We start from the raw sequence: 14,675 nt of genomic DNA, 5'->3' as shown, positions 1-14,675 counted from the left end.
GCTAATCATAAATTGCGTTCAAAGAAATAGCTATTATAACTATTAAGAAAAATGCACAATATCCCAATTACCAAACCTTGGATGGGCGAAGCGGAGGCTGAAGCGGCTAAACGTCCAATCATGTCTGGCTGGGTAACACAAGGGCCAGAAGTCGCCGCTTTTGAACGAGAATTTGCCACTTATGTCGGAGCAAACTACGCCTGTGCCGTCTCCAACTGCACCACAGCATTACATTTAGCGCTTTTAGCTGTAGGCGTGCAGCCAGGGGATGAAGTGATTACTGTGAGCCATTCTTATATTGCCACAGCCAACAGCATTCGCTACTGCGGGGCGATACCAGTGTTTGTGGACATTGAACCACAGACATACAACATCAACCCAATGTTAATTGAGGATGTGATTAGCGATCGCACTCGCGCTATTCTTATCGTCCATCAGATCGGAATGCCTTGCGACCTCAAAGCCATCTTGGATATTGCCCACCGCCACGGTTTGCCAGTAATTGAAGATGCGGCTTGTGCCATCGGTAGTGAAATTCTCTGGAATGGTCAGTGGGAGAAAATTGGCAAGCCGCATGGAGATATCGCTTGCTTTTCTTTTCACCCCCGGAAAATCATCAGCACTGGTGACGGTGGGATGCTGACTACAAATAATCCCCAATGGGACAAGCAGTTTCGGCTTTGGCGGCAACATGGGATGAGCGTTCCCGATACTGTACGCCACGGTGCCAAACAGGTGATATTTGAGTCATACCCCATGCTGGGTTACAACTACCGCATGACTGATATTCAAGCAGCAGTAGGGCGAGAACAACTCAAACGCCTTCCAGAGATTGTAGAACGTCGGCGTTATTTGGCACAGCGATATCAGGAAAAACTCCAAGATGTGCCGGGATTAAAGTTACCCACCGAGCCAAGTTGGGCCAAGAGTAACTGGCAAAGTTTTTGTGTACGGCTTACAGAGAGATACGACCAGCTACAAGCAATGCAGCGAATGTTAGACGCTGGCATTGCTACGCGACGCGGAATTATGTGCGCTCACCGGGAAATTGCTTATGAAAAAGAAGCTTGGTCGTGTGGAGTTGAGCCGAAAGCTTGTGAATGTGGAGTTGGAAAGTGCGATCGCCTTTCTGAGAGCGAACAGGCACAAGACCACACAGTGCTGCTACCCCTGTTTCATCAGATGACTGAACAGGAACAGGACTATGTGGTGGAAGTTTTGAAAATGGCTTGTCAGATTTAGGGAAATTACTTTCGATCGCCCCTAGTAACTATAACTTTATGGCAAACAACTATGGCTAACCTCTTTAGCAGTCAAGTTCCAACCATTGGAAATTACACTGATAGCGTTCCCTACGAATTAGGCCTGAAATTCCGCAGTGCCGAAGGGGGAAAGATTTTGGCCGTTCGCTTTTGGAAAGCCCCTAGCGAGACAGGAACTCATGTTGGCAAGATCTGGACAGAAACGGGAACTCTTTTAGGAAGCGTCACTTTTACTAACGAGACGGCTTCTGGCTGGCAGCAGCAGACTCTGGCCGCGCCAGTTAACATTCAAGCTAATACCACATATGTAGTCTCTGTCAACATAAATGCCTACTACGTCGCTACTTACGATGAACTGGGTAACTCCATTGTCAATGGGGATCTTAGCTCAGTGGCAGACGGTAGCAATGGGGTGTTTAATGGGACTCCAGGAGCCTTCCCAACAGGTTCTTACCGCAATACTAACTATTTTCGTGACATCGACTTTGTAGCTGTTTCCCTGCCTACGATTACAAAGATCGGTGGCGACAATCAGACTGGTGCAGGTGCAACTCCCTTACCTAACCCCTTGGTTGTTCAGGTCAAAGACGCTGCTGGTAATCCTCAGTCAGGGGTCACAGTGAATTTTGCCGTTACCAGTGGTGGAGGGTCGGTTTCGCCTGCTAGCGCAGTAACTGGTACTAATGGACAGGCTAGTACCACCTTAACCCTTGGAGCTAATCCCGGTGCGACAACTTCGATCGCCAATACTGTAAGTGCCACCGCCCAAGAAATAGGTAGCGTTATCTTCTCTGCTACTACCAATCCTTCGGGGACGAGCCAAACAATATTGACTACTCAAGTCCCCAGCTTTCCAAATTCTACTGATAGCGTCCCCTATGAATTAGGCTTGAAATTCCGCAGTAGTAGAGGCGGACAGGTTGCCGCCATTCGCTTTTGGAAAGCCGCTAGTGAGACAGGAACTCATGTTGGGAAAATCTGGACGGCAGCGGGAACTCTTATAGCAAGCGTCACTTTTACTAACGAGACGGCTTCTGGCTGGCAGGAGCAGCTTCTAGAAACGCCAGTTAACATTCAAGGCAATTCGATTTATGTGGTCTCTGTCAACGTCAACGCCTATTACGTTGCCACATATGACGAGCTGGTCAACCCCATAGTTAATGGCGATCTTAGCTCAGTAGCGGACGGCAATAATGGGGTATTTAATGTAAATCCCAATTCTTTCCCAGCCGCTTCTTTCCGGAATGCTAACTATTATCGTGACATAGCCTTTGTCAGTGGCAGCAGGTTGATTAAAGTCAGTGGAGACAATCAGAGTGGAAAAACGGGAGCAGCTCTGAGCAACCCCCTAGTTGTGCAAGTTCTAAACGCTCAAAACAATCCTCAATCAGGGGTCACGGTAAACTTTGAGATTATCAGTGGTGGGGGATCGGTGTCGCCTGCCAGCGTAGTAACTAATGGTAGCGGTCAAGCAAGTACAATTTTGACATTGGGACAGGCTCCTAGCGCACCTGGAGCGGTGATAGTAGGGGCCACAGCAGTAGGCATCGGCAGTACCACCTTCTCGGCTACAGCAATTCCGGCGAACCCAAATCCCGTGTATTTGGAAAATCTCAATTCAGGCACGACTAACTGGAAGCTTGACAACCGGGGTAATGGCGAGATTGCTGGTTATGCCTCGGCCACCAGCGTTAATAAAGGGGAATCGCTAGACATTAAGGTTTCTCTTGGACAAGCCGGACAGTATACCATCGATGTGTACCGTTTGGGCTACTATGGCGGTACAGGAGGAAGGCTGATCGCAAGCAGTGGGGTACTCAATGGCACGACCCAAGCCGCCTGTACCGTAGACCCTGATACCCGCCTAGTAGAGTGCAACTGGACAACTTCCTACGTCTTGCAGGTAGGCAATAACTGGACTAGTGGTATTTATGTAGCGAAACTGACTGACAAAGCAACTGGGGTAGTGGCTCATGTGTGGTTTGTCGTCCGCGATGATAGCAGCAATGCTGATATTTTATTCAATAGTGCGGTTTCTACTGTCCTCGCCTATAGCTCAACGGGGGGTTACAGCTTGTACAGTTCTAACAGCATTGGCGGGGAACGGGCTTTTAAGGTTTCCTACGACCGGCCTTTCGCTCAGGCAACTTATCAAAACTCCAACGAGGCCGACACACCTCTGCGATGGGAATACAATATGGTGCGGTGGCTAGAATCTCTAGGTTACGATGTTACCTACACCGACAGTATGCAGGTTCACACCAACGGACAAAAATTGCTCAATCACAAAGTATTCTTGTCTGTGGGTCACGATGAGTACTGGTCTAAAGAAATGCGCGATCGCATCGAGGCTGCCCGCAATACCGGAATTAATTTAGGATTTTTCTCAGCCAATACTGGTTATTGGCGAGTGAGGTTTGAAAATTCTACTCTTGCTGCCGGACAAGTGAAGCCCAACCGGGTGATGGCCTGCTACAAACCTGATTGGGCATTAGATCCAGTAGCCCAGCAGCAGGGGCCATCAGCAGCCACTAATAAATTCCGCAGCGCTCAGAACCAGAGGCCGGAAAATTCTTTGTTAGGAGTCATGTATGGTAGCGACCTAGATACCTACGGCGGTTTTAATTTTGTCGTTGCCAACGCTAGCGATCCTTACTATGCCAACACAGGACTCAAGAATGGCGATCAGCTGGCTATGTTAGTAGGTTATGAATGGGATTTTATCGTTAATAATGGGTCTACTCCTCCGGGACTGGTGATGTTGTCTCAGTCGCCAGTGACACCCGCTGATGTGTTGCCAAACTTCGACGAACCAGTTGGAGAAAGAGCACTCCCAGCCAACCAGGATTTTACCAAATCCCATTCAGCCCGCTACACAGCTAGTAGTGGGGCTAAAGTTTTTGCCTCCGGTACCATTCAGTGGGCATGGGGGTTAGACAGTGACGGTGTTAGCCCATTTCGGGAAGATATTCGCGCCAAGCAAATAACCGTCAATATCCTAGCAGATATGGGGGCTAAACCCCAAGCCCCAAATGCAAGCTTGATTGTTCCTTAAAGCACCCCACAAGGAGTATCGTAATGGCATCATTGAAACGCCGACAATTTGGCCAGCTGGCTGCTGCTAGTTTGACTTCTACTGTTGTTGCTGGTTTGTCTAATAAGGCAGTTGCTCAAAAGAGCGAACTCAAACAGGAAATTCTTTATGGAGTAAAGCCTCTTAGTACATCCAACAATGAAAACCCGGAAGACCAAACTCCGTCAATAGAGTTAAGTACTGGCGAATTTGCAACGGGGAAAGTTCTTTCTAGGCTCAATCGCCTGTCTCTGTTCGTTGACAATCCTTTGTCTGTACCGAAAAAACAAAGAGCTTTCTATATTGCTAACTCAAAGCGAGTTACAAAGGCGATCGCGCTTAAAGATGGGAGTCTTGTAATTTCTACTGTATCTAGCACGAGAAATGGTTTTTTCAACCATCTGCTTTTTACCGTCGGTAATGCTGCTGTCCCTGTATTTAAAGCGAAAAAAGTACTAGGCTTTAAGAAATCCAATCAAACTGTTGAAAGTTTGCTGAGCCTTCCCAATAATCGACTTCTGTGTTTGGTGGGAACTGAGGGTGTCCCACCTTTTAGTTTCAGAACGATAGATTTCACAACAGGTAAAGTTCTTGACCGAGACGATTTGGATCTACCTCCACTACCACTCAACCATCGATTCGCTAACCTCTGCCAAGATGCCAAGGGAAATATTTTTGCAACTGAGATCGGCTCAGAAGGTATCCCGATTTTAATTTCAATCAACTTACAAGAGAAAGCCCTAATTACTGGCAAGCCGAAAATTAAGAGATTGGCGCCACTGATATTTGAAGGACGCCCTCTTTCTAACGATCTTAAAGACTTGGGTTTCTCTCCTTCTGGTCAATTGTATGCGGTTGCTGCTGATACTAATAGAAAAAGCAATGCCGTATTTACAGTAGACGTGAAAACCGGCAGGCTAGGGCGAGTAAGGAACTTTGAATCTGAAAAGTTTACGTTCGCTCTCTAGTATTACAAGTTTATACCAATTCGCAATACTAGCCTCCAGCGAAAAGCAAGCTACGCAATTAATCAATTCAGATTTTATCCAGGTTTCAAGGGTTGAATCTGTTACCGAATTTTAGAGAATAGGTGTTAGTTATCAAGAAGCGATCGCATGAATTCAAACCTTCGTGCAATCGCTTCGCTTCTTCCTAAAAAATCAAAGCCATAAAAAATAGACTAACTAGTATTAAAAGCGTGCGAAATATTCTAAAATATACAGAAAAATTGAGCGATCGCTATTTGCTAAAATAAATTTATATAAATTAAAAACTTTTATGAATATGAATAACATTAAAAAACCAAAACTTGTTTTCTTTCAATGGAATAATCAAGGTTCAGCCAAGTTCTACAATGTACATAAACAAGAACATGTTAAGTGCCTATCGGAATTTTTTGAGGTAGTTGTTATTAGCGATGAAAGTGACTATCAACAAATTTGCGAACAATATCAACCAGATTTAACTTTGTTTGAAACTGGTAATGCCTCATCTGATAAACGACGAGTTAAAAATACTCATTATTATCCAGAAATACCAAAGTTAGCTTTTTATAACGGAGATTCTTTTTGTGGATTTCATTCAGCCTTTCTTTCTGATATCGAACATTGGGGAATAGAGACAGTCTTTACAATATCCATTCCTTTAGCTGAATATCTTCCAGAAATTGCTGACAATTTATTTATCTGGCCAAATTTTATAGATCCTGACATATTTAGAGACTATAATCAGCCTAAAAATATCCCAGTGCTGATTACTGGCAGCCAAACATCACTATATCCTTGGCGACAAAAAATTAATAGACTTGTTACTAAGTATTATCCCACTCTAATTTGTCCGCACTTAGGATATATACAAAACCGAGAAACATCAAGGATGCTTTTTGGCGAGCAGTATGCTCGAACGCTCAATGCTTCTTCGTTTTCACCTACATGCGGCACAATGGCAAGGGAATTTGTTCGCAAATTTCTGGAAATTCCGGGTTCTAAATCCTGTTTGATCGCAGAAAAAAATGCAGCTCTTGAAGCAGCAGGATTTGTTGATATGGAAAATTGTGTATTTGCCGATGGAGATGAGATATTAGATAAGCTAGATTACCTATTTCAAAACCGAGAACAATTAGAGAAAATTACTAATACTGGTTATCAACTAGTTCATTCTCAACATACATTGAAACAACGAGATCAAATTTTGCAATGGTTTCATCTACACAAAGCTCTGAAACCAAATCAAAGGATTGTTCAAAAAAGTCCTTTTGAGCCTTTGACCGTTGTAGACAGTGCATCAGCAATTAAAAATTCACATATTGTTGTGAACGCATCGGATGTAGCCTTGCTGCATCAAGGAGATGAAAAACTCTGGGCGGGTAAATATGATGAAGCAGAAGCTTTGTATCTCAAATGCTTAAACTTTGTAGACTCTCAAGCACAACCAAAACTCCGACTGGCATTATGTAACCTCTACAAAGGCAATGCAGCAACGGCACATTATTGGATTATTCAGCCAATTGAATGGACTCTCGATCTACTAAAAGCTATAGATCCCGATCCATTAGAGTGGGCTTATTTAATTATTACTCTCCTTTGCCAAGGAAAATTAAATGATGCTGTCAACTATGCTAATAAGTTTCCTTCTCTTTACCATCCCGAACTAAATCGGACTCGTTGGGTTATTGATACTCTCATAAGTGGAGACATTTTACCCTACAGTGACCCATTAAAATGCCGCTATAGCGCTCACCGATTGCCTAGCCGAAATTTCCAAGACTGGCTCAATCAAATCTGTATGCTGCTTACAGCATGTCAACAATTTGAATTTGCTAAATTGTTGAGCGATCCGGCTTATTTAAAATCTCAATTGCTAAACAAACAAACCAAAGTTTTTACAGAATCATCTAATTTGGTTTCTAAATCGATTGATTTTATAAGTTTAAAATCTTATAAAACCTCGGTAAAGCAGTGGCTAATTTTAAATTTAAAAACAATGCTACGCGAGCCACTATCTCGTTTAGAAACTAGATTTGGTTACTTCCTTCCTTACGAATTTTCAACTATAAAATCTGATGAATTTTTTCAGACAATCCGCAAAATGGTTAAGGAAGAAGATATCAAAACAGCTTTAGTAATTGGAGCATCTAGTGGAGAGGTAATTACGGAAGCACTTTTAACAGGCATCAGAGAGAACCCAAACAAGCCAACCGCCTTTTGTATCAATATTTTTACTCCTAAGTTTGATAAGTTACAAAAGCGTTTCATCAGTGAGTCTGTTGTTAAATTTTATGATATTCCGCCCAGTTCTTCAGAAGACTTACCTAAAGAAACTAGTAAAGTTATCAGAAATATTAAAGAACAAAATAATGTTAATCTTTTTGATATTGTTTTAATCGATGGCTCTCAATTAAGCATAAGTATTGAAGAATTAGATAACGAATTGGAAGACTATAAGTTTGTTTTATTGGATGACATAAATACATTTGAAAATTATAAAAATCACCAAAAACTACTATTAGATTCCAATTATTTAGTATTCACTCAAAATCTGGAACTACGTAATGGATATGCGATTTTTGAGCAGCTTACTTAAATAAGAGACTAGGAAGCGATCGCGTAATGCAGAGTAGCGAATATAAATTTTCGTTACTCGTTGTGAGTGTAACTCATATTGATTTAGAATCGATTGGTGAAAACAGATTTTTGGAGATTTAAGAAAATGAAAATGCAAATAAGTGATTTTTCTTATAGAGCATCATATCACTTGATTTGGCGAGCAGAACAATTATTAGCTGATTTCCAAAGTTCTTCAATTAATAGGGAACTTAGCAAATTAAGTTGCTTAAATAAGAAAAACATTAGCACGCACATGACTGCTCGCGAGCTAAATACGCTCTACATATTAGCTAAGGAACTTGGAGAATCTGCAAAAGCTTTAGAGATAGGCTCTTATTTAGGAGCATCTAGTTGTTATATTGCGGCTGCTTTGGCTCCAAAGGGGGGACACTTATTTTGTGTTGATACTTGGGAAAATCAAACTATGCCGGAGGGTGAAAGAGATACATTTAAGGAGTTTAAAAATAATACCAAAGCAGTAGCCGATCGCATCACTTTAATCAGAAAGAATAGCCAGGATCTTATACCCTCAGATTTTCTGGAAAATCCTCTAAATCTTGTCTTTATTGATGGCGATCATAGTTACAAAGGAGCCAAAAATGATTACGAAAAAGCAACTCCTTGGATTGTAGGAGGAGGTATACTTGCATTTCATGATTGTATTGCTTTTGAAGGTGTAGCTAGAACAATTGGTGAAGCTCTTGCTAGTGGTAAATGGAAATTTGGCGGGCAGGTTGATAATCTTCTTTGGCTGCGTAAAGTAGAAAAAGGTTGTTTAGAATTTGAACATTCAGCATTTTAAAACAAATCCCAAAGTCATTTTGTATGGAACTACCCCTTAGTATTATTATCTGTGCCCACAATCCTCGCCAAAATTATTTAGAGAGGGTTTTAGAAGCGCTGAAATCCCAAACATTATCTAAAGATTTTTGGGAACTTTTGTTAGTTGATAATGCTAGCGATCGCCCTTTAGCTTTGGAAATTGATTTGAGTTGGCATCCCTACGCTCGTCATATTCGAGAAGAACAACTAGGACTGACTGCGGCTCGGCTGAGAGGAATTCGAGAAGCTACGGCTGGAGTAATAGTATTTGTTGATGATGATAACGTTTTAGATTCAGATTATTTAGAAACCGCATGGCGGATTAGTAAAGATTTTCCATTTATTGGTGCTTGGGGCGGACAAATTAAACCTGAATTTGAAGTACCACCTCCATCTTGGGCAAAACCTTATTTAGGGAATTTGGCAATTCGAGAATTTGAGGGCGATCGCTGGTCTAATTTAACAGACCAATATGAAACAACCCCATGCGGCGCTGGGCTTTGCATCCGTAAGGTTGTTGCACAAAAGTATAGCGAATTAGTTCGTGAAAATCCTCAACGAGCAAATATGGATCGCAAGGGTAAAATGCTTACCTCCTGTGGAGACTCAGACTTAGCATTTACAGCCTGCGATCTCGGTTTAGGTACAGGCCTGTTTGCATCGCTCAAGCTGACTCATATAATACCTTCTAACCGTTTAAAAGAAGATTATCTCTTGCGTTTAGTACAAGGGTTAGCTTACTCACAAACTATGCTGGCATATTTTCGAGGTACTATTTCACCTCAACCTTTTTGGCGATCGTCAAAGATATATTCGCTCTACTTAGGTCTAAGATATGGTTTAAGAATATCTCGTTTCCATGAAGCTGGACAAAGCGGTAGAAGACTAGCTCTCAAAGAGATTAGCGATTAGTGGAATAGCTTAATTTATAAAGTTATATTGAGGACAGTAGATGGCATGGTAACTAAAGGTTTTTTAGCAAAAAAATCTGTCAAAGAAATATTTCTTAAGTTTTATTTTGGAAGATGCTAAAAAAAACTCTCAAGTTAATATATTTTTCATTGATAAATTTGCTTAGTAAGCTACCAATAAGTTCTGAGATTTTAGGGCCTCCAAAATCCTTTTATAAAGAAACTAAGGATTACTATCTATTCAATCTAAAAGAAAACAACAAAGAAAGTCAAGTAAATTTTATTAGCATATATTCTCAAAAATCGATACATAGAAAATTACCTAAAACTATAAAAAGTGGAGTTCACTGGAAATTTGAGATAGAGTGTACTCATGAATATCCAGAGACATTTGTTGCTGTAATCCCACAAGGCCGTGTATGGGGGCATAACGGCACTGTTATAACTCCAGATGATAAGTTACTGGGTGATGTGTCTCTTGAAATTGGTACAGATATAAGCGAGCATTCAATACTCAAATCTTGGAGATTACCAAATATAAATTATGTAGATGGAACTGTTGCTGTTTTATCCGCTGCTGGAGGCGAAGGATACTTTCACTGGATGTTTGACGTTTTACCGCGCATTCATTTACTCCAACAAGCTGAAATTCCATTCAGTCATATAGACAAGTTCTTAGTTAATAGCTTATATCTTTCTTTCCAGAAAGAAACATTAGCACTTTTAAATATTCCTGAAGAAAAAATTATAGAAAGTCGTAAATTTCCTCACATCAAAGCTAAACAATTAGTTATACCTTCCCTACCAGGAGAGACAGGTAATATCCCTAAATGGGCTTGTGATTTTCTCAAAACAAAAATTCTAGTTAATGACTCTACTGAAAAAGTAGGCAAAGGAAAATTTATTTATATAAGTCGCGATCGCGCAGCCTTTCGTAAGGTTATCAATGAAGATGAATTAATTCAGTTTTTAAATAAATTTAACTTTGAAGTTATTTTTCTAGAAAAAATCTCAGTGGTCGAACAAGCTTCAGTTCTATCTTCTGCGTCCGTCGTTGTGGCTCCTCATGGTGCTGGTTTATCAAACCTCGTTTTTTGTTCACCTGGAACTAAAATTATTGAATTGTTTTCACCGAATTATGTAAATGGTTGTTATTGGGTTCTCTCAAATAATATACAACTTGATTATTATTACCTAATCGGAGATGGAGAAGAACCAGAAAAATTTTGCGATCCTCATTGCATGGCTGAAGATATATTAATTAACATCAATGCATTAGCTGAATTATTAAAAATAGCTGAAGTGATTTAAAAGTAAGTATGCTAAATGAAACAAGTAATACAACCAAAGTATTCAAAAAACCGAAAATTTGGGACAAAAGCTTACCCAGTATTTCTATTATTACAATTACATACAATAGACTTCAAGATTTAAGAGAAACATTTTCAAATATTATCTCTCAGACTTATCCAAATCTAGAATATATCATCATTGATGGTGGTTCTCAAGATGGAACGGTAGATTTTCTGCACGAAAATAGTGCAGATATATCCTATTGGATTAGTGAAAAAGATGCCGGAATTTATGATGCCATGAACAAAGGAGCCTTAGCGGCTACTGGAGACTGGCTAATTTTTATGAATTGCGGCGATAAATTCTTTGCAGAAGATACACTGACTAAAGTTGCAGAATATCTTGATAATTCAGTGGATGTTGTTTATGGAAAATTTGAATATGTCGTTAATGATAAATATGGATATCATACCTATCAGCGCCAGCCATACGATCTGGCTATAATATGGCGTGAAATACCTACTTGTCATCAAAGTATTTTTGTTAAAAGAGAACTACAAGTTAAATATCCCTTTGATACCTTCTTGACTTGGTGTGCAGATCATGATTTTATGGCCAAGGTTTACGTTGCTGGCTATCAGTTTAAAGAAGTTCCTGTAGTTATTTCTAAATTTGATGGTTCGGGAGGAGTGTCTAGAGATTTATTGAGCTTTACTAAAGAGCGTTGGTCTATTTGTAGAAGATACTTTGGCAAGTCTTTTCAGCAAGAATTATATTTTTTTAATGAATACAAAAGTTTTTGGTTGCAGAAAAACATCATTAGTAAAATTCGTGAGATGCTTCCTAGTGAATGGATTCTTGCTTTACGTAAATATAGAAAAATATATTGATTAATATGGCTCATTGTCAGAATATTGGAGTCTATTTTTCAGCCAACGATGCAGTTTATGAGTGGACGATCGCTTTTCTCAACAGCTTCAGAACATTCAACCCAGATTTACGCCTGATTCTGATTCCTTTTAACGAGCAGTGCGATCGCTTACTAAAATTGAGCGATATTTACAAATTTGAAGTATATACTGATTCATCCTTTTCTCGGTTGGAGGCGATCGGTCAAGCATTTGAGCTAGGCTATACTCCTACTGGCCCTTATTGGTTCAGGCGCTATGCATGTTTTTGGGGGCCGCTAGACTCTTTTATGTACTTAGATGCTCGGCAAATTGTGTTAGCAGATATTAAACCCTTTATTCAAGCAATAGAAACTCTTGGGTTTGACTTTCTACATTATGACTGTGCGATCGATCAAGTTTACGAACGAGGAACATTTCGTCAAGAGTTGTTAAGACAGGGGCGAGGGCGCGGTTTTAACTCAGGTCGTTGGGCTTCTCGAAAGGGGCTATTTTCAATAGAAGAGTTTGAATTATTAGCCGAAAGTGCATTGAAAATACGTAACCAACTCAACCCCCGCAATACAGATCAAGCCTTCATCAACTATTGCTGCGACATGAAGCCTGTATGCTACGGGCATTTTGCAGAAGTAATTGGAGGTATTTGTCAAAACGGCTGGGCAAGATTATCGGGTAAAATTTACTGGAAAGATGGAAAATACTATTTGTGGGATTACGGAGGTTTAGATCATAAAAAACAAATACTTCTTCTACATTGGGCCGGCTACAGATTGAATGCTTTAATGCCTAATAACTATTTGTTTTACAAATATTTGTTAAGAGGGAAATCCATATTCCAGCAGTTGCAATTTTATGGAACGCTAGGATTAGATTACTTAATAAATGCTCCCATTACTATTATCAAAAAACAAATTTTACTCAATAGTTTATATCACGAGCTAGAAAAATATTATAAAATTAATTTTAAATAATAAAGTACCCAAATAAACAATAATAACAGGCGTTTTGTGAACTTAACTGCTTATATTCATCCCATTCGCACCTATGTACCCTGCACGGGAATAGGGCGGCATATGAATCAGATGCTGCTTGGGCTTGCAGCACAAAGCGGGGTTGAGTTAGAGTTGCTTTTCTTCAAACAATGGCTAGGAAGCGATGGTAAGCTCGATCCACTCAGCCCATTACGTGAATTGCCTAAGCGTACTTTCCCTACAGTAGAAAATTCCACTGAGCGTACATGGAAACTACTTGGCTACCCGCGTGTGGATAAATATTTGCCAGACGGGGCTGACTGGCTCTACGCTCCAATGGAAACTTATATTCCCGTCTCAAAATGCCCCGTCGCGGTTACGATTCACGACATACAAGCATTTGAAACTAATTTACCTTGGTCGCATAGTTGGCATCACCGATTTTTTCGCTACAAGTGGGAGCTTTGGGTTCGGCGTGCTTTATCCGAATGTCGGGTGGTGTTTACTGTCTCGGAATTTTCCCGACAAAGAATGGTAGAACTTTTGGGTGCAGATCCACAAAAGATTGTGGTGGTAGGAAATGGTGTTGAGCAATCTTTCTTTGACATTGCTTCAGCCAATCCTGTTGACTGGAAAAGTCCCGTAGAAGCACCATACATTATTATAGTCGGAGGTCTGCGGCAGAAAAAAGGAGGTGATGATGTCTTAGCTGTTGCTGACACTCTGCGTCAACGCAAGAGTAACCTGCATATTATTGTGGCTGGCGCCTCAGAACCTGCTTATGTTGAAGCAGTTAAAGCTCACTCACATGTAACCTTACTTGGTAAAGTTCCGGATGAAGACTTACCCCGTTTGATGCGTAAAGCATCTTCTTTCCTTTTCCTTTCTCCTTATGAAGGATTTGGCATACCTGCACTAGAAGCTATGGCAGCTGGTACTCCAGCGATTGTAGCTAATAAAGCCTCTTTGCCAGAGGTGGTTGGAGATGCGGGTATTATAGTTAACCCAGAGAAAACAGATGCGATTGTAGATATCTTAATAGAACTCGATCGCAATTCACATCTTCGGAAAAAATATATTCACTTAGGACAAAAACATGCGGCGCAATATACTTGGCAGCGCTGTGTAGACCGCTTAATCACTGCATTCAAACAATTTGCGTAATGCTATTAACAAATAACAAAACCACTATGCCTTCAACACAGAAGGCAGAATATGTCCAATTTGGTAGTGGGCTATGCGCCCCTAGCCAATGGTTGAACTTTGATTCTAGTCTTGCACTGCGCTTACAAAAGCTACCTGTGGTAGGCAAGCTAGTCCCTTCTGGGCCTTTTGGAAGATTTCCACAAAATGTGAAGTATGGCGACATAGTGAAAGGGTTACCCATCCCTGACAATAGTGTTGAACTATTGTACTGTTCGCATGTTCTAGAACATCTAACTTTAGAAGAACTGCGTCATTCTCTAGAAAACTGTTACCGATATCTCAAACCCGATGGGATATTTCGTTTGGTTGTGCCTGATTTAGAATTTATGGCTCAACAGTATGTCAAATCAACATCTCCTGAAGCTGCATTAGAATTCATGCGGGTGACCTGGTTAGGAAAAGAACGCAGGCAACGTAGCTTGGCTTCTTTTTTCCAAGAATGGATTAGTGGAAGTCAGCACCTTTGGATGTGGGACTATAAATCGCTCTCAGCTGAACTCAAAAAGGTGGGGTTTAAAGATATCCGTCGAGCTTACATAGGAGATTCTGATATTTCTGCTTTTAGCAAGTTAGAAGATATGGAGCGGTGGGAAAATGAACTTGGGATTCAATGTTGTAAGTAAA

Annotated in this window: 11 protein-coding genes; all 11 read left to right on the top strand. The window is 40.7% G+C overall.

All coding sequences use genetic code 11. From position 1 onward, the window contains the following. Nucleotides 1-51 precede the first annotated feature (51 nt). The 11 genes from NSTC745_RS13300 to NSTC745_RS13250 all read left to right on the top strand — a co-directional run bounded on the left by NSTC745_RS13300 (nucleotide 52) and on the right by NSTC745_RS13250 (nucleotide 14,674). Entirely contained in the window at nucleotides 52-1,242 is a 1,191-nt protein-coding gene (locus NSTC745_RS13300; protein WP_445637555.1) for a DegT/DnrJ/EryC1/StrS family aminotransferase, read from the top strand. A 51-nt stretch (nucleotides 1,243-1,293) separates the two neighbouring features. Beyond that, nucleotides 1,294-4,317: a N,N-dimethylformamidase beta subunit family domain-containing protein gene (locus NSTC745_RS13295; protein WP_445637554.1), complete on the top strand. Its 3,024-nt coding sequence runs from the start codon at nucleotides 1,294-1,296 to the stop codon at nucleotides 4,315-4,317. Nucleotides 4,318-4,340: 23 nt separating this feature from the next. After that, complete coding sequence (locus tag NSTC745_RS13290) at nucleotides 4,341-5,303, top strand: hypothetical protein (protein ID WP_445637553.1); 963 nt, start codon at nucleotides 4,341-4,343, stop codon at nucleotides 5,301-5,303. A gap of 316 nt (nucleotides 5,304-5,619) precedes the next feature. Next, nucleotides 5,620-7,917 (top strand): glycosyltransferase family protein, encoded by a 2,298-nt coding sequence (locus NSTC745_RS13285; protein WP_445637552.1) that lies wholly within the window; start codon nucleotides 5,620-5,622, stop codon nucleotides 7,915-7,917. Nucleotides 7,918-8,013: 96 nt separating this feature from the next. Then, nucleotides 8,014-8,742 (top strand): class I SAM-dependent methyltransferase, encoded by a 729-nt coding sequence (locus NSTC745_RS13280; protein WP_445637551.1) that lies wholly within the window; start codon nucleotides 8,014-8,016, stop codon nucleotides 8,740-8,742. A gap of 23 nt (nucleotides 8,743-8,765) precedes the next feature. After that, a complete protein-coding gene (locus tag NSTC745_RS13275; RefSeq protein ID WP_445637550.1) occupies nucleotides 8,766-9,674 on the top strand; it encodes a glycosyltransferase in 909 nt (302 codons plus the stop codon). A 113-nt stretch (nucleotides 9,675-9,787) separates the two neighbouring features. Then, nucleotides 9,788-10,984 (top strand): glycosyltransferase family 61 protein, encoded by a 1,197-nt coding sequence (locus NSTC745_RS13270; RefSeq protein WP_445637549.1) that lies wholly within the window; start codon nucleotides 9,788-9,790, stop codon nucleotides 10,982-10,984. 8 nt (nucleotides 10,985-10,992) lie between these two features. Next, a complete protein-coding gene (locus NSTC745_RS13265) occupies nucleotides 10,993-11,856 on the top strand; it encodes a glycosyltransferase family 2 protein (protein ID WP_445637548.1) in 864 nt (287 codons plus the stop codon). A gap of 5 nt (nucleotides 11,857-11,861) precedes the next feature. Next, on the top strand, nucleotides 11,862-12,845 hold the full coding sequence (locus NSTC745_RS13260) for a hypothetical protein (RefSeq protein WP_445637547.1): 984 nt from the start codon (nucleotides 11,862-11,864) through the stop codon (nucleotides 12,843-12,845). A 36-nt stretch (nucleotides 12,846-12,881) separates the two neighbouring features. Then, nucleotides 12,882-14,009: a glycosyltransferase family 4 protein gene (locus NSTC745_RS13255; RefSeq protein WP_445637546.1), complete on the top strand. Its 1,128-nt coding sequence runs from the start codon at nucleotides 12,882-12,884 to the stop codon at nucleotides 14,007-14,009. A 26-nt stretch (nucleotides 14,010-14,035) separates the two neighbouring features. Continuing rightward, complete coding sequence (locus tag NSTC745_RS13250) at nucleotides 14,036-14,674, top strand: class I SAM-dependent methyltransferase (RefSeq protein ID WP_445637545.1); 639 nt, start codon at nucleotides 14,036-14,038, stop codon at nucleotides 14,672-14,674. Nucleotide 14,675: the final 1 nt, after the last annotated feature.

This window comes from Nostoc sp. DSM 114161, from assembly GCF_052692665.1.
This window is presented reverse-complemented; position numbering and strand designations above follow the sequence as displayed.

Bases quoted from the DNA above. Each gene is read 5' to 3' on its own strand.
- NSTC745_RS13295 (WP_445637554.1), top strand. From the start codon at position 1,294: ATGGCTAACCTCTTTAGCAGTCAAGTTCCAACCATTGGAAATTACACT.
- NSTC745_RS13300 (WP_445637555.1), top strand. From the start codon at position 52: ATGCACAATATCCCAATTACCAAACCTTGGATGGGCGAAGCGGAGGCT.
- NSTC745_RS13285 (WP_445637552.1), top strand. From the start codon at position 5,620: ATGAATAACATTAAAAAACCAAAACTTGTTTTCTTTCAATGGAATAAT.
- NSTC745_RS13265 (WP_445637548.1), top strand. From the start codon at position 10,993: ATGCTAAATGAAACAAGTAATACAACCAAAGTATTCAAAAAACCGAAA.
- NSTC745_RS13250 (WP_445637545.1), top strand. From the start codon at position 14,036: ATGCCTTCAACACAGAAGGCAGAATATGTCCAATTTGGTAGTGGGCTA.
- NSTC745_RS13270 (WP_445637549.1), top strand. From the start codon at position 9,788: ATGCTAAAAAAAACTCTCAAGTTAATATATTTTTCATTGATAAATTTG.
- NSTC745_RS13275 (WP_445637550.1), top strand. From the start codon at position 8,766: ATGGAACTACCCCTTAGTATTATTATCTGTGCCCACAATCCTCGCCAA.
- NSTC745_RS13290 (WP_445637553.1), top strand. From the start codon at position 4,341: ATGGCATCATTGAAACGCCGACAATTTGGCCAGCTGGCTGCTGCTAGT.
- NSTC745_RS13260 (WP_445637547.1), top strand. From the start codon at position 11,862: ATGGCTCATTGTCAGAATATTGGAGTCTATTTTTCAGCCAACGATGCA.